The organism is Pseudomonas sp. TH15 (assembly GCF_016651105.1).
Classification (GTDB): domain Bacteria; phylum Pseudomonadota; class Gammaproteobacteria; order Pseudomonadales; family Pseudomonadaceae; genus Aquipseudomonas.
In genome coordinates this window covers 1824880-1845000 of record NZ_JAEKEL010000001.1, presented here as the reverse complement: position 1 = coordinate 1845000, position 20121 = coordinate 1824880, and the positions used below count along the sequence as shown (strand labels likewise).

19 protein-coding genes (1 of these 19 only partly in view) are annotated in these 20121 nt (G+C 60.2%); 13 read left to right on the top strand and 6 right to left on the bottom strand.

All coding sequences use genetic code 11. The annotated features are described in order from the left end of the window. Both JFT87_RS08290 and JFT87_RS08285 read right to left on the bottom strand, forming a co-directional pair. Positions 1-57 carry the start of a CoA-acylating methylmalonate-semialdehyde dehydrogenase gene (locus JFT87_RS08290; protein ID WP_201200350.1) on the bottom strand. It extends 1437 nt beyond the left edge of the window, so only the first 57 of its 1494 coding nucleotides appear in the window; it begins with the start codon at positions 55-57; its stop codon lies off the left edge, out of view. Positions 58-133: 76 nt separating this feature from the next. Continuing rightward, the gene (locus tag JFT87_RS08285; RefSeq protein WP_201200349.1) at positions 134-1483 is read right to left on the bottom strand and encodes an aspartate aminotransferase family protein; all 1350 of its coding nucleotides are present in this window, start codon (positions 1481-1483) and stop codon (positions 134-136) included. A 138-nt stretch (positions 1484-1621) separates the two neighbouring features. On the opposite strand from JFT87_RS08285, the gene JFT87_RS08280 reads away from it, so the two are divergent. The 7 genes from JFT87_RS08280 to JFT87_RS08250 all read left to right on the top strand — a co-directional run bounded on the left by JFT87_RS08280 (position 1622) and on the right by JFT87_RS08250 (position 9612). Then, on the top strand, positions 1622-2542 hold the full coding sequence (locus JFT87_RS08280) for a LysR family transcriptional regulator (RefSeq protein WP_201200347.1): 921 nt from the start codon (positions 1622-1624) through the stop codon (positions 2540-2542). A gap of 122 nt (positions 2543-2664) precedes the next feature. Beyond that, entirely contained in the window at positions 2665-4059 is a 1395-nt protein-coding gene (locus JFT87_RS08275) for a uracil-xanthine permease family protein (protein ID WP_201200345.1), read from the top strand. Positions 4060-4146: 87 nt separating this feature from the next. Further along, the gene (locus JFT87_RS08270) at positions 4147-4797 is read left to right on the top strand and encodes a TetR/AcrR family transcriptional regulator (RefSeq protein WP_201200343.1); all 651 of its coding nucleotides are present in this window, start codon (positions 4147-4149) and stop codon (positions 4795-4797) included. Positions 4798-4804: 7 nt separating this feature from the next. Continuing rightward, the gene (locus JFT87_RS08265) at positions 4805-5386 is read left to right on the top strand and encodes an IMPACT family protein (RefSeq protein WP_201200341.1); all 582 of its coding nucleotides are present in this window, start codon (positions 4805-4807) and stop codon (positions 5384-5386) included. Positions 5387-5990: 604 nt separating this feature from the next. Further along, entirely contained in the window at positions 5991-7568 is a 1578-nt protein-coding gene (locus JFT87_RS08260; RefSeq protein WP_201200339.1) for an ABC transporter ATP-binding protein, read from the top strand. A gap of 11 nt (positions 7569-7579) precedes the next feature. Continuing rightward, a complete protein-coding gene (locus JFT87_RS08255; protein WP_201200337.1) occupies positions 7580-8686 on the top strand; it encodes an ABC transporter permease in 1107 nt (368 codons plus the stop codon). Beyond that, positions 8686-9612 (top strand): ABC transporter permease, encoded by a 927-nt coding sequence (locus JFT87_RS08250; protein WP_201200335.1) that lies wholly within the window; start codon positions 8686-8688, stop codon positions 9610-9612. The genes JFT87_RS08255 and JFT87_RS08250 overlap by 1 nt, the downstream gene beginning before the upstream one ends. 55 nt (positions 9613-9667) lie before the next feature. Here the strand turns inward: JFT87_RS08250 and JFT87_RS08245 are convergent, their stop codons facing one another. Next, positions 9668-10099 (bottom strand): hypothetical protein, encoded by a 432-nt coding sequence (locus JFT87_RS08245; protein ID WP_201200333.1) that lies wholly within the window; start codon positions 10097-10099, stop codon positions 9668-9670. 82 nt (positions 10100-10181) lie between these two features. Between JFT87_RS08245 and JFT87_RS08240 the strand changes: the two genes are divergently transcribed. From JFT87_RS08240 to JFT87_RS08230, 3 genes are all read left to right on the top strand, one after another. Then, the gene (locus JFT87_RS08240; RefSeq protein ID WP_201200331.1) at positions 10182-10532 is read left to right on the top strand and encodes a MerR family transcriptional regulator; all 351 of its coding nucleotides are present in this window, start codon (positions 10182-10184) and stop codon (positions 10530-10532) included. 25 nt (positions 10533-10557) lie between these two features. Then, positions 10558-11247, top strand: coding sequence for an SDR family oxidoreductase (locus tag JFT87_RS08235; RefSeq protein WP_201200330.1), 690 nt, complete (start codon positions 10558-10560; stop codon positions 11245-11247). Between the two features lie 193 nt (positions 11248-11440). Continuing rightward, entirely contained in the window at positions 11441-12799 is a 1359-nt protein-coding gene (locus JFT87_RS08230; RefSeq protein WP_201200329.1) for an 8-oxoguanine deaminase, read from the top strand. Positions 12800-12878: 79 nt separating this feature from the next. Here JFT87_RS08230 and JFT87_RS08225 read toward each other — a convergent pair whose 3' ends face one another. Further along, the gene (locus JFT87_RS08225; protein ID WP_201200328.1) at positions 12879-13967 is read right to left on the bottom strand and encodes a calcium:proton antiporter; all 1089 of its coding nucleotides are present in this window, start codon (positions 13965-13967) and stop codon (positions 12879-12881) included. Positions 13968-14264: 297 nt separating this feature from the next. Between JFT87_RS08225 and JFT87_RS08220 the strand changes: the two genes are divergently transcribed. The 3 genes from JFT87_RS08220 (at position 14265) to JFT87_RS08210 (ending at position 17498) form a co-directional block, all read left to right on the top strand. After that, a complete protein-coding gene (locus tag JFT87_RS08220) occupies positions 14265-15347 on the top strand; it encodes a BMP family ABC transporter substrate-binding protein (RefSeq protein WP_201200327.1) in 1083 nt (360 codons plus the stop codon). A gap of 150 nt (positions 15348-15497) precedes the next feature. Then, positions 15498-16463 carry a 2-oxoglutarate and iron-dependent oxygenase domain-containing protein gene (locus tag JFT87_RS08215; RefSeq protein WP_201200326.1) on the top strand — a complete coding sequence of 322 codons (966 nt, stop codon included), beginning with the start codon at positions 15498-15500 and terminating at the stop codon, positions 16461-16463. Positions 16464-16544: 81 nt separating this feature from the next. After that, the gene (locus tag JFT87_RS08210) at positions 16545-17498 is read left to right on the top strand and encodes an adenosine deaminase (protein WP_201200324.1); all 954 of its coding nucleotides are present in this window, start codon (positions 16545-16547) and stop codon (positions 17496-17498) included. 111 nt (positions 17499-17609) lie between these two features. Here the strand turns inward: JFT87_RS08210 and JFT87_RS08205 are convergent, their stop codons facing one another. Together JFT87_RS08205 and JFT87_RS08200 are read right to left on the bottom strand one after the other, a co-directional pair. Continuing rightward, on the bottom strand, positions 17610-18989 hold the full coding sequence (locus JFT87_RS08205; protein WP_201200322.1) for an MFS transporter: 1380 nt from the start codon (positions 18987-18989) through the stop codon (positions 17610-17612). A 127-nt stretch (positions 18990-19116) separates the two neighbouring features. Next, complete coding sequence (locus JFT87_RS08200; RefSeq protein ID WP_201200320.1) at positions 19117-19851, bottom strand: ArsR/SmtB family transcription factor; 735 nt, start codon at positions 19849-19851, stop codon at positions 19117-19119. Positions 19852-20121 lie beyond the last annotated feature (270 nt).

The following is a 20121-nucleotide window of genomic DNA, read 5'->3' as shown; positions in this document are numbered from 1 at the left end:
CGTGCGACCTTCTTCGGTCACCAGTTCGCCATTGATCAAATGCGGGATGAGGCTCATGCGGTACTCCTGAATTTTTTGTCCACCGGCGCCCGTCGAGGGGCGCCTGGTGTTTGTACATATATAGAGGGAGAAATCAGTCGATCTTGTTCAGCACTTCGCCAACCGCATCGAACAGACGATCCAGGTCCTGCGGCTTGCTGTTGAAGGTTGGGCCGAACTGCAGGGTGTCGCCGCCAAAGCGTACGTAGAACCCGGCTTTCCACAGCGCCATCCCGGCTTCGAATGGACGCACAATCGCATCGCCGTCACGCCCGGCAATCTGGATCGCGCCAGCCAAGCCGTAGTTACGAATATCGATGACGTTTTTCGAACCTTTCAGACCGTGCAACGCATTTTCGAAATGCGGAGCGATTTCGGCCACGCTCTGCACCAGGTTTTCCTTTTGCAGCAGGTCGAGTGCCGCCAGGCCAGCAGCACAGGCCACCGGGTGCGCGGAATAGGTGTAGCCGTGCGGGAATTCCACCGCGTACTCCGGCGTCGCCTGGTTCATGAAGGTGTGATAGATCTCGGAGCTGGCAATCACCGCGCCCATCGGGATCGCGCCGTTGGTGACTTGCTTGGCGATGCACATCAGGTCCGGGGTCACGCCAAAGCTGTCGGCGCCGAACATCGAACCGGTACGGCCGAAACCGGTGATCACTTCGTCGAACACCAGCAGGATGTTGTGCTGATCGCAGATGTCACGCAGACGCTTGAGGTAACCCTCAGGCGGAACCAGCACGCCAGCGGAACCGGCCATTGGCTCGACGAACACCGCCGCGATATTCGAGGCGTCGTGCAGCTCGATCAGTTTCAGCAGCTCATCGGCCAGAGCGATACCGCCTTCTTTCGGCATGCCACGGGAGTAAGCATTGCTGGCCAGCAAGGTGTGCGGCAGATGATCGACGTCCATCATTGCCTGACCAAACATTTTGCGGTTGCCGTTCACGCCGCCGAGACTGGTGCCGGCGATGTTCACGCCGTGGTAACCACGGGCACGGCCGATCATTTTGGTTTTGGTCGCCTGGCCTTTCAGGCGCCAGTAGGCACGCACCATCTTCACCGCCGTGTCAGCACACTCGGAACCCGAGTCAGTGAAGAACACGTGATTCAGATTGCCCGGCGTCAGGTCAGTGATTTTCTCGGCCAGTTGGAACGACAACGGATGGCCGTACTGGAAGCCCGGCGAGTAATCGAGGGTACCCAACTGCTTGGCAACCGCTTCCTGGATTTCCTTGCGAGTGTGCCCGGCGCCACAGGTCCACAGACCCGAGAGCGAATCGTAGACCCTGCGGCCCTTATCGTCTGTCAGCCAACTGCCTTCGGCCGCAACGATCAGTCGCGGATCGCGCTGGAAATTGCGGTTAGCGGTGTAGGGCATCCAGTGCGCATCCAGTTTGAGCTGGCTGGCCAGGGAAGACTGGGCGTTTTCGGGCAAGTTCATGAGCAAAACCTCGCAGGGCAATAAGCGGCATAGAGATCAAAAGCGTTCTTGCAGCTAAATTGCCACGGGGATAAAGTCGGTGAAATCCAACTCTTCTAACGTTCAGTCTGCCAGCCACTAAACTTTGAGTACGAAAGCATGAGCACTCGCCGCCCCGATCCGCTGGCACAAGTCAGCGACTTTGATATTCGCCTGCTGAGGATTTTTCGCAGCGTGGTGGAGTGCGGCGGATTCTCTGCGGCGGAGTCAGTGCTGGGCATCGGCCGCTCGGCCATCAGCCAGCAAATGAGCGACCTGGAACAACGCCTCGGCCTGCGCCTGTGCCAACGTGGTCGCGCCGGGTTTTCCCTGACCGAAGAAGGTCGCGAGGTCTACCACTCGGCGTTGCAGCTATTAGGTGCGCTGGAAAGTTTCCGCACCGAGGTCAACGGCCTGCATCAACATTTGCGCGGCGAGTTGACCATCGGCCTGACCGACAACCTGGTCACCCTCCCCCATATGCGTATTACCCACGCATTGGCGCAATTGAAGGAGCGCGGGCCGGACGTACAAATTCAGATCCGCATGATCGCTCCCAACGAAGTTGAACAAGGGGTGCTCGACGGGCGCCTTCACGTCGGCGTAGTGCCGCAGGCCAGCGCCTTGTCGGGGCTGGAATATCAACCGCTCTACAGTGAACGCTCGCTGCTGTATTGCGCGGTCGGCCATCCGTTGTTTTATGTCGACGACAAGCAACTGGACGATGAACGCCTCAATAGCCAGGACGCCATCGCCCCTACCTTCCGCCTGCCCGCCGAGATCCAGGCGCATTACCAAGCCCTCAATTGCACCGCCAGCGCCTCGGACCGCGAAGGCATGGCGTTCCTGATTTTGACCGGACGCTACATCGGTTACCTGCCGGATCACTACGCCAGCCTCTGGGTCCAGCAGGGCCGATTGCGTGCATTGAAGCCAACCGCGCGTTTTTATGACCTGAGCCTCGCATCGGTCACACGCAAGGGCCGTCGCCCCCATTTGGTGCTGGAAAGCTTTTTGGAGAGCCTGGCGGCGACTCGCTAAGAATCCTGTACAGCCCAGCCACGCTGGGCGACGCAGCACAAATCGATCAATAACCTGAGCACTTGGACAGCTTTTTGCAACGCATCAGCACCTTGATCCGTCAGCAATGAGTTCCTACGCCCATGCAGCCAGAATCCTCAACCCCCAGCGATCTGATCTACGGCCTCAACGATCGTCCAAAACCCCTCGCCGCGATCCTCGCCGCCCTGCAACACGTGCTCGCCAGCTTCGTCGGGATCATCACCCCGCCGCTGGTGATCGGCTCGGCGCTGGGGCTGACTGCCTATTTGCCATACTTGATCAGCATGGCGCTGATGGTCTCCGGCGTAGGAACGTTCATCCAGGCCCGTAGGCCATTCGGCATCGGTGCCGGGATGATCTGCCTGCAAGGCACCAGTTTTGCGTTTTTGGGCGCAGTGCTGTCAGCGGGTTTCCTGGTCAAGCAACGGGGCGGTAGCCCGGAAGACATTCTGGCGATGATCTTCGGCGTGTGCTTTTTCGGCGCCGTGGTGCAGATCGTTTTGAGCCGTTTCATCGGCCAACTGCGCCGGGTGATCACGCCGCTGGTGACCGGGATTGTCATTACCTTGATTGGCATCAGCCTGGTCAAGGTTGGCATCACTGACCTCGGCGGTGGTTTCAACGCAGCGGATTTCGGCGCACCGGGCAATCTGGCGCTGGGCGTGTTCGTGCTGTTGACGATCGTCCTGCTCAATCGCTCGAATACGCCGTGGATTCGCCTTTCGGCCATCATCATTGGCTTGGTGCTGGGCAGCATCGCGGCGTACTTCAGTGGAAAACTGGTGCCGCAACCGTTACCTGACGTGCCCTTCGTAAGTCTTCCGATTCCTTTCCGATTCGGTTTCAGCTTCGACTGGACGGCTTTCCTGCCCGTGGCGCTGATTTATCTGATCAGCACCATCGAGACCATCGGCGACCTCACCGCCAACTGCATGCTCGCCCGCCAGCCCATCAGCGGTCCTTCTTATATAAGCCGACTCAAGGGCGGTGTGCTCGGTGACGGTTTCAGTTGCCTGATCGCCGCGACCTTCAGCGCGTTCCCCAACACCACGTTTGCGCAGAACAACGGCGTGATCCAGTTGACCGGCGTCGCCAGCCGTTACGTCGGCCTGTACATCGGCGCCGTACTGTTTTGCCTCGGGCTGTTTCCATTGATTGGCGCGGTGTTGCAGCAGATCCCCAAACCGGTGCTCGGCGGCGCAACCCTGGTGATGTTCGGCAGTGTCGCGGCGGCCGGCGTGCGCATCCTCGCCCAGGTGCCGCTGGATCGTCGCAGCATGTTGATCATTGCGACTTCCTTTGGTGTTGGCCTAGGCATCGCCGCGCAGCCGAGCCTTTTGCACCTGCTGCCAAAACTGGTGCAGAACCTGTTCGACTCGGCGATCACCAGCGGCGGTATCACAGCGATCCTGATGTGCCTGTTGCTGCCCGAATCGAAAACCCAAATGCTTGACGCCAATACCCCGTTAAAAAGCGACCCAATCGAGCAGCTATAAGGGTTTTATTGCCTCAGGACTTGTCTGAAACCTGTGGGTGCGCTATCAACGCACTGGTTGCACCCACAGACTATTTCGGAAGTGCCTATGACCTTTGAAGTCCCCGCCCACGGCGGCAAACCTGCCAGCCGCATTCGTCAAAAGAACGAAGAGACGATCCTCAAAGCCGCCGAAGATGAATTCGCCCGCCACGGGTTCAAAGGCACCAGCATGAACACCATCGCCCAGAATGCCGGGTTGCCCAAAGCGAACCTGCATTACTACTTCACCAACAAGCTTGGGCTGTACGTGGCGGTACTGAGCAACATCATCGAGTTGTGGGACAGCACGTTCAACACCCTGACCGCCGAAGACGATCCGGCCGAGGCGCTGACCCGTTACATCCGCGCGAAGATGGAGTTCTCCCGACGCCAGCCACAGGCCTCGCGGATTTTCGCCATGGAAGTGATCAGCGGCGGCGAGTGCCTGACCGAGTATTTCAACCAGGACTATCGCGCCTGGTTCCAGGGCCGGGCCGCAGTGTTCCAGGCGTGGATCGACGCCGGCAAGATGGACCCGGTCGACCCGGTAAACCTGATCTTCCTGTTGTGGGGCAGCACTCAGCATTACGCCGACTTCGCCACCCAGATTTGCCGTGTCAGCGGGCGCACCAAGCTGACCAAGCAAGACATGGAAGACGCCGGCACCAACCTGATCCGCATCATCCTCAAGGGCTGCGGCCTGACACCGGCTATCTAAGTCCTTTATGCCTTTTACCCTCAGCGGTTTTTGCGAATACCGCGAAGAGATTCGCAAAAGCCGCTTCATCACGTTCGCCGGGCCGATCAGCAGCCCGGCGGATGCCCAGGCGTTCATCGAACAACACAGTGACTTGAACGCCTCGCACAATTGCTGGGCCTGGAAGCTCGGCGACCAGTACCGCAGCAACGACGATGGCGAACCCGGCGGGACGGCTGGCCGGCCAATTCTGGCGGCGATTGAAGCGCAGGATTGCGATCAGGTCGCGGTGCTGGTGATTCGTTGGTATGGCGGCATTCAACTCGGCACCGGTGGACTTGCCCGCGCTTACGGCGGCGGTGCGAACAAGTGCCTGCAAGCGGCGCCGAAGGTTGAGTTGATCAGCCGGGTGCCGTTGAGTTGCGCATGTGGGTTTGGCGAGTTGGCGTTGGTGAAGTTGCGGGTGGCGGAACTCGGCGGCTTGGTGGTGGAGGAATCCTTCACCGCTAATGGCGTGGAGCTGAAACTGGCCATCGCTGAACAGATGATCGACACCTTGCAATCACACCTCGCGGATTTGAGCCGCGGCCGGATTTTGCTGCAACGCTAGAAGATCAAAAGATCGCAGCCTTCGGCAGCTCCTACGTTGAAATCGCGATCCCCTGTAGGAGCTGCCGAAGGCTGCGATCTTTTGGGGCATTCCCCAATTTCACTGTATTCAACAGTTGCCCACATCTACTGTGCACCCGGCTGTGGATAACCTGAGCACATACCGCTGTAACCCTTCTGTCATGCGGCTTTGCGGGCTTTGTTCACTTTTCGTCCAAAGTCCTGTCCAAAATTCGAAATCAACGAAAAAACAAACAGTTAGCTCGGTTTATCGCCTTTAGAAGATAGCCGCACAGTGCTTATGCCCTAGCGTTGCGCTTGCACACAAATACTGTGGAGCAACCTGTGGATAACCCGTTCATGGCTGGCTCAGCCCCGTGTCCGGCATAGCTTGCAGCCGACTGCTCATTTTTTGATCAAATAGACGCGGGCAAAAGCGGAGCCTGATCAAATACCTTGCCCTCAAGTGGTGCCTGATTCATCAGCGAAACGGTTCCAGACGTCTCCGCAAAGCCCTGATCAGCAAGGCTTTACGAAAATTCCTGACTCTATGGCCAGAAAATTGCTTTATCCACAGGCATAACTTCAATCGACCCGAGCCTGTCATGCCCAACCCCGTGCCGATCCCCGATCCGATCCCCAATCAAGCCTCGCGCCTGCAGCTACGTAAAATCAGCAAACGCTACCCCGGTTGCCTGGCCAACGATGCCATCGACCTGAGCATCGCTCCCGGTGAAATCCATGCCCTGCTCGGTGAAAACGGCGCGGGCAAAAGTACGCTGATGAAGATCATCTACGGCGTCACCCACGCCGATTCCGGGGAAGTGATCTGGCAAGGACAACGCGTTGCCATGCGCAATCCTGCCCAGGCACGCGGGCTTGGGATTGGCATGGTGTTCCAGCACTTCTCGCTGTTCGAAACCCTGAGCGTGGCGCAAAACATTGCGCTGGCCATGGGCGCGGCGGCCGGGACACCAAAACAATTGGAGCCGAAGATTCGTGAGGTTTCCCAACGCTACGGCATGGCGCTGGAACCGGAACGACTTGTCCACAGCCTGTCCATCGGCGAACGCCAACGGGTCGAAATCATTCGCTGCCTGATGCAGGACATTCGTCTGCTGATTCTCGATGAGCCCACCTCGGTGCTGACGCCACAAGAAGCGCACGAATTGTTCGTCACCTTGCGTCGACTGGCGGTCGAGGGCTGCAGCATTCTGTTTATCAGCCACAAGCTCGGCGAAGTCCGCGCGTTATGCCACAGCGCCACGGTGCTGCGCGGCGGTCGGGTGGCCGGGCATTGCGTGCCGGCCGAGTGCTCGGATCAGCAACTGGCGCGGTTGATGGTCGGTGAAGCGGCCGAGCTGATTACTGACTATCCGAAGGTGGTCGGTGGTGAGGCATTTTTGAATGTCAGTGGATTGTCCTGGCATAACCCGGACCCGTTCGGCTGCTCGCTGAAGGACATCAACCTTGAAGTACGCAGCGGTGAAATTGTCGGCATCGCCGGGGTAGCGGGCAACGGTCAGGATGAGTTGCTGGCGTTGCTCAGCGGTGAGGAACGGCTGAACCGCAACGACGGTGCAACTGTCCGTTTCGCCGGGCAAGCGGTCGCCCATTTGCGCCCCGATGCCCGGCGCAAACTCGGTCTGGCCTTTGTCCCCGCCGAACGTCTGGGCCATGGCGCGGTTCCGGAACTGAGCCTGGCCGACAACGCCCTGCTCACGGCTTTTCAGCAAGGGCTGGTGAGCAATGGCCTGATCCAGCGTGGCAAAGTCGAGGCGCTGGCCGAAGAGATCGTCCGCCGTTTCGGGGTGAAGACGCCCAATACCCAAACGGCGGCCCGCAGCCTGTCCGGCGGCAACCTGCAGAAATTCATCCTTGGCCGGGAAATCCTTCAGCAGCCAAAACTGCTGGTGGCCGCGCACCCGACCTGGGGCGTGGACGTCGGCGCGGCAGCAACCATTCACCGCGCGCTGATTGCCTTGCGCGATGCCGGCGCGGCGATCCTGGTGATCTCCGAAGACCTCGATGAACTGTTCCAGATTTGCGATCGCCTCGGCGCCTTGTGCAGCGGACGATTGTCGCCGCTCAAGGCCACCGTCGACACTCGCCTGACCGATGTCGGTGGCTGGATGGCCGGCCAGTTCGACGTCCCTCATTCACCTGCACCCGCAACGCTTTAACGGAGTTCCACATGCTGCTTTCTCTCGAACCCCGTGGCCAGCAATCGCGCCTGATGTTGTGGTGCTCGCCGTTGCTGGCGGCGGCGCTGACTTTGGGCTGCGGCTCATTGTTGTTTATCGCGTTGGGTCACGACCCGTTGCTGACCTTGCACACCTTGCTGATCGCGCCGATCAGCGACTTGTATGGCGTTTCCGAACTGCTGGTCAAAGCCTTGCCGATTCTGCTTTGCGCGTTGGGCCTGGCGGTGGCGTATCAAGCACGGATCTGGAACATCGGCGCCGAAGGCCAGTTGCTGCTTGGCGCCCTGGCCGGCAGTGCACTGGCGGTGAACATCATCGACATGCAAAGTCGTTGGGCGCTGGTCTTCGTCCTGCTCGTCGGCACGATGGCCGGCGCAGCGTGGGCCGGGCTGACGGCGTGGTTGCGCACGCGCTTCAACGCCAACGAAATCCTCACCAGCATCATGCTCAATTACATCGCCCTGAACCTGCTGCTGTTCTGCGTGCACGGGCCGTTGAAAGACCCGGCCGGGTTCAACTTTCCGGAGTCGGCGATGTTTGGTGATGCCAGCCGTTTACCGTTGTTGATGGAGGACGGTCGGGTTCACGCGGGTGTTTATTTCGCCCTGCTCGCGCTGGTCGCTGTGTGGGTGCTGTTACAGAAAAGCTTTGTCGGTTTCCAGATCAAAGTGCTCGGGCTGGATAAGCGCGCGGCGGGGTTTGTCGGCTTTCGCGAGAAGCGGTTGATCTGGTTGGCGCTGTTGATTAGCGGCGGCCTGGCCGGATTGGCCGGCGTCTGTGAAGTCACCGGACCGATCGGCCAATTAGTCCCGCAAGTCTCGCCAGGGTACGGCTATGCAGCGATTACCGTGGCGTTTCTCGGCCGGTTGAATCCGATCGGCATTCTGTTTTCCAGCCTGTTGATGGCGTTGCTGTACATCGGTGGCGAGAGCGCGCAGATGAGCATGAACCTGCCACAAGCGATCACCCAACTGTTCCAGGGGATGATGCTGTTTTTCCTGCTGGCCAGTGACGTGCTGATTCTCTATCGGCCGCGTTTGAACCTGCGCTGGGCACGCCGCGCACCCGCCACCGCCGTAACCGCAGGAGCGCTGTGATGGATATCGATCTGCTGAGCAATATTTTCTACGCCATGGTCCGCTGCGGTACGCCGTTGCTGTTGGTGGCGCTGGGGGAACTGATCTGCGAGAAGAGCGGCGTCCTCAATCTGGGCCAGGAAGGCATGATGCTGTTTGGCGCGGTGATCGGTTTTATCGTCGCGCTGAACAGCGGCAACCTGTGGCTTGGCGTGTTGCTGGCGATGCTCGCCGGGATGCTGCTGTCGTCGCTGTTTGCCTTGGTGGCGCTGGTGTTCAACGCCAATCAGGTGGCCACCGGGTTGGCGCTGACGATCTTCGGTGTGGGTCTGTCGACGTTTGTCGGCGCAGCGTGGGTCGGTAAACCGCTGGCGGGTTTTGAGCCGGTGGCGATTCCGTATTTGAGCGAGATTCCGCTGATCGGCCGGATGCTGTTTGCCCAGGATTTGCTGGTGTATCTGTCGTTCGCGCTGTTTGCGCTGGTGGCGTGGGCGATCCTTAAAAGTCGCGTCGGGCTGATCATTCAAGCGGTTGGGGAAAACCCGGACGCGGCCAGTGCGATGGGTTTGCCGGTATTGGCTGTGCGTACGTTGGCGGTGTTGTTTGGCGGAGCGATGGCCGGGTTGGCCGGGGCTTATTTGTCGTTGGCCTATACGCCGATGTGGGCCGAGAACATGAGCGCCGGACGCGGCTGGATTGCCTTGGCGCTGGTGGTGTTTGCCAGTTGGCGGGTGTGGCGGTTGTTGCTCGGAGCGTATCTGTTCGGACTCGCCAGCATCCTGCATCTGGTGGCGCAGGGGTTGGGGCTGGCGATTCCGTCGAGTCTGCTGGCGATGCTGCCGTATGTCGCGACCATTGTAGTGCTGGTGCTGTTGTCACGGGATGCGGTGCGCACACGGTTGTATGCGCCGGTGTCGTTGGGGCAGCCGTGGCAGGGTGGGCATTAGGAGGCGGCCGGGCGGGCCTCTTCGCGAGCAAGCCCGCTCCCACATTGGATCGGGTTTACACAGTTCCCTGTGGGAGCGGGCTTGCTCGCGAAAGCGCCCGAACCGGCAACACCTGAACCACGCCCCACACCACTTCAAAGAACAAGAAAATTACCAACAGCGAACTGGCGCCATGGGCCAGGGCATAAGCCTGCCAAGCCGCAAACAAAAACCGCCCCACCGCGTCATACCGCCCATAAACCTGCTGCGGATCACGAATCCGCAACACCGCCCAAACACACACAATCGACCCTAACAAATTCGCCATAAGCATGTGCATCGGCTCAAACGCCGGCAACTCACCCGGCAGATTCAACGCCTGGCTCACACTCGACAACACCCCATGCAACGCGGCAAAACTCCAAGGCGTGGCAAACGCCGCCGTCACGATCAAGTCATACCAGGCACTGCCGCGCACCAGTCGGCGATATTGCGTTGAAGTCCACATCGGCGTTGCTCCATAAATTCAGGGAGCAACAAGGCTAAAGCCTGGAGTATGCTCCAGGGTCAAGCCCCTTTGAGACGTCAAGATGCGCATCGGTGAATTAGCCCAGGCCAGCGCCGTCAGCCGCGACACGCTGCGCTTCTACGAGCAGCGCGGGTTGATCGCCGCGCAACGCAGCGCCAACGGTTATCGAGACTACCCGGCGGACATGGTGCAACTGGTGCTGTACATCAAAACCGCTCAACGGCTGGGGTTTACCCTCGGCGAGATCGGCAACAGCGTCGCCGCGTTATGGCAGTCGCCCGACCCGGACAGCGCCGTCACGCAACTGCTGCAAGACAAGCTCAAGTTGATCGAAACCCGGATGGCCGAACTCGGCGCGTTGCGCAGTGAGTTGCAGCAACGGCTCGGCCAGCGTTGTCCACTGAATCCGTGATCCTCATTTATCAAGGAAACCACTCATGTCCACGGCAAAAACCGCACTCATCATCGGCGCTTCTCGGGGCTTGGGCCTCGGGTTGGTGAAAACCTTGCTGGCCGACGGCTGGCAAGTCACCGCTACCGTGCGCAACCCGCAGAAGGCCGATGCGTTGCAAGCGCTGGGCAAGGTGCGGATTGAAAAACTCGACATGGATGATCAGCAAGCCGTCATCGCCCTGAGCCAACAGCTCAAGGGAGAAATGTTTGACCTGTTGTTCGTGAATGCCGGCGTCAAGGGCCCGGAAGTTCAGACGCCTGGTGGCGGCGCGACGCTGGCCGAAGTCGGGCAACTGTTTTTCACCAACGCAGTGGCACCGATCAACCTGGCCCAGCGTTTCGTCGGGCAGATTCGTGACGGCAGCGGTGTGTTGGCGTTCATGAGTTCCGGGCTGGGTAGCGTAACCGTGGCGGACGCACCGGAGCTGGCGCTGTACAAGGCCAGTAAGGCCGCGTTGAACTCGATGACCAACAGCTTCGTGACGCAATTGGGCGAACAGAAACTCACCGTGTTGTCACTGCATCCGGGCTGGGTGAAGACTGACATGGGCGGCGAAGGTGCAGACCTGGATGTGGAAACCAGCACCCGCGGGTTGGTTGATCAGGTGAATGCGTATACCGGTAAGGGCGGCCATTATTTTGTGAACTATAAAGGTGAGACCATTCCCTGGTAACACCGCCCTCCCCCGTAGGAGCTGCCGCAGGCTACTCCTACAGGGGTTTTGGGTCGTCTGGTCGGGCCGGGCTTGCCCGCGACGCCGTTTTGTTTGAAACTTCGCACCTCGCCTCACCGCGACCCTGGATCAGCAGACAGGGTAATCACTGAGCTGGCTAACCTGAACCCAACTTTCAGAGGAGCCGGCCAACATGCCTGCGACCCGTACCTGGTTAAAAAATCCCCTCGCGATCTTCACTGCCAATGGCCTCGATGCCCGTGGCGGCCTGGTGCTGCAAGACGGTTTGATCGTCGAAGTGCTCGCCGCTGGCCAGCAACCGTCCTCACCTTGTGGACAAGTCTTCGATGCCCGCGAGCATGTGATTCTGCCCGGCCTGATCAACACCCATCACCATTTCTATCAAACCCTGACCCGCGCCTGGGCGCCGGTGGTCAATCAGCCGTTGTTCCCGTGGCTGAAAACCCTGTACCCGGTCTGGGCGCGCCTCACGCCTGAAAAACTTGCCCTGGCCACCAAAGTCGCGTTGGCCGAGTTGCTGCTGTCCGGCTGCACCACCGCCGCCGATCACCACTATCTGTTCCCGGAAGGCCTGGAAAACGCGATCGACGTGCAAGTCGAAAGCGTTCGCGAATTGGGCATGCGCGCCATGCTGACGCGCGGTTCCATGAGCCTCGGCGAAAAGGACGGTGGCCTGCCACCGCAGCAAACCGTGCAGGAAGGCGAAGTGATTCTCGCCGACAGTCAGCGCTTGATTACCGAGTACCACGAGCGTGGCGACGGTGCACAAATCCAGATCGCCCTGGCGCCCTGCTCGCCGTTCTCGGTGACGCCGGAAATCATGTCCGCCAGCGCCGAACTGGCAAACAAACTCGATGTGCGCCTGCACACACACCTGGCGGAAACCCTCGACGAAGAGGACTTCTGCCTGCAACGCTTTGGCCTGCGCACCGTGGATTACCTGGACAGCGTCGGCTGGCTCGGCCCGCGCACCTGGCTGGCCCACGGCATCCATTTCAACCCGGACGAAATCGCCCGCCTCGGCGCGGCCGGCACCGGTATCTGCCATTGCCCGAGTTCGAATATGCGCCTGGCGTCCGGCATCTGTCCGACGCTGGACCTGACCGCCGCGGGTGCGTTGCTGGGCCTGGGAGTGGACGGCTCGGCGTCTAACGATGCGTCGAACATGATGCTCGAAACCCGTCAGGCGCTGTACATCCAGCGGCTGCGTTATGGCGCCGAGAAGATCACCCCGGAACTGGTCCTGGGCTGGGCGACCAAGGGTTCGGCGAGTTTGCTGGGGCGTACCGATATCGGTGAGTTGGCGGTGGGCAAGCAGGCGGATCTGGCGCTGTTCAAACTCGATGAGCTGCGGTTTTCCGGCAGCCATGATCCGGTGTCGGCGTTGCTGCTGTGTGGTGCGGATCGGGCGGATCGGGTGATGGTTGGCGGCAAGTGGCGGGTGATTGATGGGCAGGTTGAAGGGCTGGATCTCAAAGGCTTGATTGCCGATCACAGCCAGGCGGCTCGGCAGTTGATTGCCGGGACCTGACACAACACAATCAAAAATGTGGGAGCGGGCTTGCTCGCTCCCACATTGATCCGGTTTCCACCGTGGTTTTGTGGTGTGCTTAGAGGCCAAGCAACGACAACATGATAAACGTCGCAAACAACACGAAGTGAGTCATGCCTTCAATGGCATTGGTTTCGCCATCGTTGAGGTTGATCGCACTGACGAGCAACGTCAGAAAAACCATCACCGTCTGCACCGGGGTCATCGCCATATGAAATGGCTGGCCGGTGTAGAGCGCCATCGCTTCCATCACCGGCACCGTCAAGATTACCGTCGACAGCGAAGCGCCCATGGCGATGTTGACCACCGACTGCATGCGGTTGGCCAATGCCGCGCGCAATGCGGTCAAAATCTCCGGCGCAGCGGAAATCGCCGCTACCAGGATCGCCGTGATCACCGGCGGTGCTCCCGTTCCTTCCAGCCCCAGGTCGAGGGTCTTGGACATCACCTCGGCCAAGGCGCCAATCACCACAACGCCAAATACCAGCGTACTGACGCTAAGCGCCACGTTGACCGGCTCAGGTTCGTCTTCCGGGACTTTCTTGCGGCGTTTTTCCGGATAGCTGTAGCTGAAAAAATAACTGTGCGGCCCGACCTGCATGCGCAAAAACAAGGTGTAGAGCACGATCATCGCGCCGATGGTGAACGCCGAATAAACCTTCCAATTCGCTTCAGGAATGAACTCCGGCACCACCATTGAAACCCCCATGGCAGTGAGGATCATCACGCTGTAGCTGCGCGCCGAGTCGTCGTTGTAGGACTGTTCGCCATGCTTGATCCCGCCCATCAAAGCGGCGAGACCGAGAATGCCGTTGATGTCGAGCATCACCGCCGAGTAAATCGTGTCACGCACCAGGGTCGGCGAGGCTTCGTTGCTCATCATGATCGCCAGGATCACCACTTCGACCAGCACGGCGGCGAGGGTCAGAATCATCGTGCCGTAAGGATCGCCGACTTTTTCGGCGAGCAATTCGGCGTGATGAGCCACGCGCATCGAGGCGACGACGATGAACGCGATCAGCACCAGCCCGGCGGCGAGCGCGACGGGTTGGCCGCTGTGCAACATCCACGGCTCTAGCGGGTACGCAACGACGGCGGCGAGAACGGCCAGCAGCAGAAATTTTTCTTGCTTGAGGAGTGTGAGCATTGCGGGCCTTTTGCACAGTGGAGCGAAAACAGGGTGATGAGCTACTGACTGCGGGGCGGCGCTAACGTTTCGTTACACCTTAGCGCACCAGTGGATGGCAGCTGTGCTCGGCCATGCACTTTTATCGGCCTCAAGGGCCCCATCGCGAGCAAGCTCGCTCCCACAGGGGAACGCGATTCAATGTGGGAGCGAGCCTGCTCGCGATGGCCACGACACGGTTTCGGCTTGATTGTTGTCCTGTTGGTCAGCAATTTGCATTGACCTCGCCAACCTCAAAACAAAATGGAGTTCGAGTTCATGCATAAACGTCCGTTGAAGAAGCTGTTGTGCGCCGTTGCGGCGGCTATCGGTCTGAGCGCCAGCCTGACCGCCAGTGCCACCGACCCGCTGAAAGTCGGCTTCGTCTATATCGGCCCGATCGGTGACCACGGCTGGACGTATCAGCATGAACAGGGGCGCAAGGCACTCGCCGATAAATTCGGCGCGCAGATCACCACCAACTACGTAGAGAACGTCGCCGAAGGCGCCGACGCCGAGCGGGTGATCCGCAACATGGCCAAGGACAACTACGACCTGATCTTCACGACCTCTTTCGGCTACATGAACCCGACCCTGAAAGTCGCCAAGCAATTCCCCAAGGTGACCTTCGAGCACGCCACCGGCTACAAACAGGACAAGAACCTCGGCACCTACCTGGCGCGCACGTATGAAGGTCGCTACGTCGGCGGTTTCCTCGCGGCGAAGATGACCAAGACCAAGAAGATCGGCTACGTCGCCTCGTTCCCGATCCCGGAAGTGATCCGCGACATCAACGCCATTCAACTGGCTCTGAACAAGTACAACCCGGGCACCGAGATCAAGGTGGTGTGGGTCAACTCGTGGTTCGATCCGGGCAAAGAGGCCGATGCCGCCAACGCGCTGATCGACCAGGGCGTGGACGTGGTGTTCCAGCACACCGACAGCCCGGCGCCGATCCAGGCGGCCGAACGTCGAGGCGTGTATGCCGTGGGCTACGCTTCGGACATGGCGCACTTCGGGCCGAAAGCGGTGCTGACCTCGATCGTCAACGATTGGGGCCCGCACTACATTCAGGCGACCCAGAGCGTGCTCGACCACAACTGGAAATCCCAGGATTACTGGGGCGGCTTGAAGGAAGGCACGGTTGAACTGCCGATCAGCGACCTGGTGCCGGCGCCGGTGAAAGCCGAAGCCGAGCAAATCATTGCCGACATCAAGAGCGGTGCGCTGCACCCGTTTACCGGGCCGATCAAGGATCAGGCCGGTGTCGAGAAAATCGCGGCGGGGGCGACAGCGAGCAATGCGGAACTGGCGTCGATGAACTACTACGTTGAAGGCATGAAGGCTGAGATTCCGAAGTAATCCTTCATCCTTCAGCCTCAACACACCCCCCTGTGGGAGCGGGCTTGCTCGCGAAAGCGGTGCGTCAGTTACGAAAATGCCGACTGACACTCCCTCTTCGCGAGCAAGCCCGCTCCCACATTGGAATTCCGGCGTTTATAAGGACTGCGCATGAATCAACTCCCGATCATCGACATCGCTCCGCTCTACAGCGACGACGCCCATGCCTGGCAATCCGTCGCCACGCAAATCGACCGCGCCTGCCGCGACTGGGGCTTTTTCTACATCAAAGGTCACCCGATCAGCGCCGCGCGCATCGATGCCGTGCTCGACCACGCCCACCGTTTCTTCGCCCTGCCCGCCGCCGAAAAGCTCAAGATCGACATCACCCAGACCCAACACCATCGCGGCTACGGCGCCATCGCCACCGAGCAGCTGGACCCGAGCAAACCCAGTGACCTGAAAGAAACCTTCGACATGGGCCTGCACTTTCCGGCCGATCACCCGGAAGTACTGGCGGAAAAACCGCTGCGCGGCCCCAACCGCCATCCATCGATGCCGGGTTGGGAAGCGCTGATGGAGCAGCATTACGTCGACATGCAAGCCCTCGCCCAAACCCTGCTGCGGGCGATGACGATGGCGCTGAACATCGAACGCGACTTCTTCGATACCCGCTTCAATGAGCCCGTCAGCGTGCTGCGGATGATCCACTACCCGCCACGCCACACCGCCAGTTCTGAAGACCAGCAAGGCGCCGGCGCCCACACCGATTACGGCTGCATCACCCTGCTCTATCAGGACGCCGCCGGCGGCCTGCAAGTACGCAACGTCAAAGGTGAGTGGATCGATGCGCCGCCCATCGAAGGCACCTTCGTGGTCAACCTCGGCGACATGATGGCGCGCTGGAGCAACGACCGTTACCTGTCGACGCCGCACCGGGTGATCAGCCCGCTGGGGGTGGACCGTTACTCGATGCCGTTCTTCGCCGAGCCACACCCGGACACCGCCATCGAATGCCTGCCCGGTTGCCAGGACGAACTGCACCCGGCGAAATATCCGGCCACCACCTGCGCCGAATTTCTGCTCTCGCGCTTCGCCGATACCTACGTCTATCGACGGGAACAGGAAGCGGTGTGATGAACCGGTTGGTCAGGTTTTACCAATTGTTGCGGCGCGCATCTGTAGAATGCCGTCATTGCACCTGATGAGAATTCGAACATGTACGACTGGCTGAACGCCCTGCCCAAGGCAGAACTGCACTTGCACCTGGAAGGCTCGCTGGAGCCTGAGCTGCTGTTCGCCCTGGCCGAACGCAACAAGATCGCCCTGCCGTGGGACGACGTCGAAACCCTGCGCAAGGCCTACGCCTTCAACAACCTGCAAGAGTTTCTCGACCTGTACTACCAGGGCGCCGACGTGTTGCGCACCTCTCAGGATTTCTACGACCTGACCTGGGCTTACCTGTTGCGTTGCAAGGCGCAGAACGTGATTCACACCGAGCCGTTCTTCGATCCGCAGACCCACACCGACCGTGGTGTGCCATTCGAAGTGGTGCTCAACGGCATCGCTGCCGCACTTAAAGATGGCGAGCAGCAACTGGGCATCACCAGCGGTTTGATCCTGAGCTTCCTGCGCCACTTGAGCGAAGACGAAGCGCAGAAAACCCTCGACCAAGCGCTGCCGTTCCGCGATGCGTTCGTGGCTGTCGGCCTGGACAGTTCGGAGATGGGTCACCCGCCGAGCAAGTTCCAGCGTGTGTTTGATCGTGCCCGTCACGAAGGCTTCCTGACCGTCGCCCACGCCGGTGAAGAAGGCCCGCCGGAATACATCTGGGAAGCCATCGACCTGCTGAAAATCCAGCGCATCGACCATGGCGTGCGCGCCATCGAAGACGAGCGTCTGATGCAGCGGATCATCGACGAACAGATCCCGCTGACCGTGTGCCCGTTGTCCAACACCAAGCTCTGCGTGTTCGATCACATGTCCCAGCACAACATTCTCGACATGCTCGAACGTGGCGTGAAAGTGACCGTGAACTCCGACGACCCGGCGTACTTCGGCGGTTATGTCACCGAGAACTTCCACGCGCTGTATACCGACTTGGGCATGACCCAGGATCAGGCCAAGCGTTTGGCGCAGAACAGCCTGGATGCTCGACTGGTAAAGCCATAAGCATCACCGCATAACCATTGTGGGAGCGGGCTTGCTCGCGAAGGGGCCGTGTCAGTCAATATCAATGTCGACTGACACACTGCTTTCGCGAGCAAGCCCGCTCCCACATTTTTAGATCGGTGTCGCTTCAGTCAACTCTTCAAGCGTCTTGCCCCGCGTCTCCATCCCGAACACCCAAACCACCGCCGCCGCAATCGCAAAGCACATCGCCCCCAAGGCGAACACCCCGCCCTGCCCGGTTATCGGGAACACCAGCCCGGTCACCAACGGCCCAAGCAACGAACCGATGCGTCCAATCGCCGAGGCAAATCCTGAGCCCGTGGCCCGCGCCGAGGTCGGGTACAACTCCGGCGTGTAGGTGTAGAGCACCGCCCACATGCCGAACAGGAAGAATTGCATCAACAGCCCCGAGGTAATCAACAGGCTGACGTTGCCGCCAAATACCGCACTCTGGCCATAGAGAAACGCCATCACCCCGCCGCCCAGCAGCGTCACCACGCACACCGGTTTACGTCCCCAGCGCTCCACCAGCCATGCGGCCATGAGGAACCCGGGAATCCCGCCGAGGGAAATCAGCACCGTGTAATACACCGACTGGGTCACGGCAAAACCTGACTGTTGCAGCAAGGCGCTGAGCCACGACGTCAATCCATAGAAACCGAGCAAGGCGAAGAACCAGACGCTCCAGATCATCATCGTGCGCTGGCGGTACAGCGGCGACCAGATCTGCCGCAGCGCGGAAAAGAAGTGGCCCGGCGTACTTTCCACGCGCGGCAGGCGTATCGGCTCCGGCAAATCAGCACGCCCCAGCGACGCCCGGACTCGATCTTCAATGCGCAACAAAACCTTGTCCGCCGCCTCATGCCGCCCAGCCTGTTCCAGCCAGCGCGGGGATTCGGGAATGAAGAAGCGAATCGCCAGGACAAACACCGCCGGCACCGCCAACACCAGGAAGATGTCGCGCCAGCCGATCACCGGCAGCAAAAAGTACGACAGCACCCCGGCCGCGACAAAACCCAGCGGCCAGAACCCGTCCATCAACGCGATATAACGCCCACGCTTCTTGGCCGGAATCAGTTCCGAGAGCATCGACTGGGCGATGGGAAACTCCATGCCCATGCCGATCCCCAGCAGGACTCGGAACAAGGTCAGTGTTTCCACGTTTTGCGCCGTCGAGCACAAGTAACTGGCGATGCCCCACAACACGATGCTCCACTGGAACACCGGTTTGCGTCCGAAGCGATCGGCCAACATGCCGGACAACGACGCCCCCAGCACCATGCCAAAAAAGCTCGAACTGGCCAGCAACCCGGCCTGGGCGCTGCTCAGGCCGAACTCGGTTTTGATCGAGCCGAGCAGGAAGGTCATCATCGCCAGGTCCATGGAGTCAAAGAAAAACGCCAAGGCAATGATGATGAAAATGATGCGGTGATAGCCGCTGATGGGCAGCCGTTCCAATCGTTCTGCCGCGCTGAAGCCTCGTGTTTCCATGCCACATCCCCCCGTCCGAAAGTCCCCGGAACGAGTGTGCGCGATAGCGGCTGGGGGTTATTGCTGGATGCGACCTGCTCGCATCCCTGAACGACGCCCGAGACCTCAGACGTCGGTCTCGACGTGTCTAAAACGCCATTTCCAGCTCGGCCTCCTTGGCAAAGCGATGAACTTCACGCTGCCCGGCAGCGGTGATCTGCAACGACCGCGAGTCATTGGGCAGGCTCAACCAGCCAGACTGCATGAACAACTGCAACAACGCCGCGCCCAGCGAGCCTCCCAGGTGCGGGCGGCGTTCACTCCAGTCAGGGCAGGCGCAGGCGATTTGCGCGTTGCGGTGGGCCAGGGCCTGGATGAACACCCCCCGGCTGGCCAGTTGCGTGGCGCCCTTGTGGGTGACAACGACCCGCTGATCGAACTGCTCGATCCAGCCAGCATCCAGCAGACGCTGGAATAGATCGGCCGCCAACGTGCCACCCAAATGGTCATCGCAGAGCCGGGCCTGCAACAGCGACGACGGCGCCGCCTGGCGCTTGGCCATGAGGCTGCCACGTTTGATCGTCTGCGCAATATCCCGAGGCATGCTGGCCAGGGAAGCGCTGGCCAGCGCTTCGACCGCCGCGCCGACTTCGGGGGCCGCCAGGCGGAAGAACCTTTTTCGCCCGCGCTCTTCGACTTTCAACAGACCTCCGGCGGACAAACGCCCCAGGTGTGCACTGGCCGAAGACGGCGACAGCCCGGCTAGCAAGGCCAGCTCTTCGGTATGCCGCGCCGAGCCATCCATCAAGGCCCACATCATTGCGCTGCGCTTGGGGTCAGCCAGCAACGTGGCGATCTGGCTAATGCAAGGTGCATGTTCCATGTATTCACTCCCTGTTGAATCATTTCGTCTACTGCTCACAGACATCTTGACCAGTAATATGTCGTCGGCCAAGACGCGTAAACCGCCATGAACCGGGTCAGGCAAACCACCCTCGCAATGTGTTCTGTCGAACAACCCGGGCCGACTCCCGGGCAAGGACGACAGGATTGTGAACGCGTCAGGGCCGATTCGACCGTGCAGGCATGAAGCGGGCGCTAGTATAAGCGGGTTAACCGCTGGTTCCTGCCCTTGGGACGCTTCCGGTGCTGA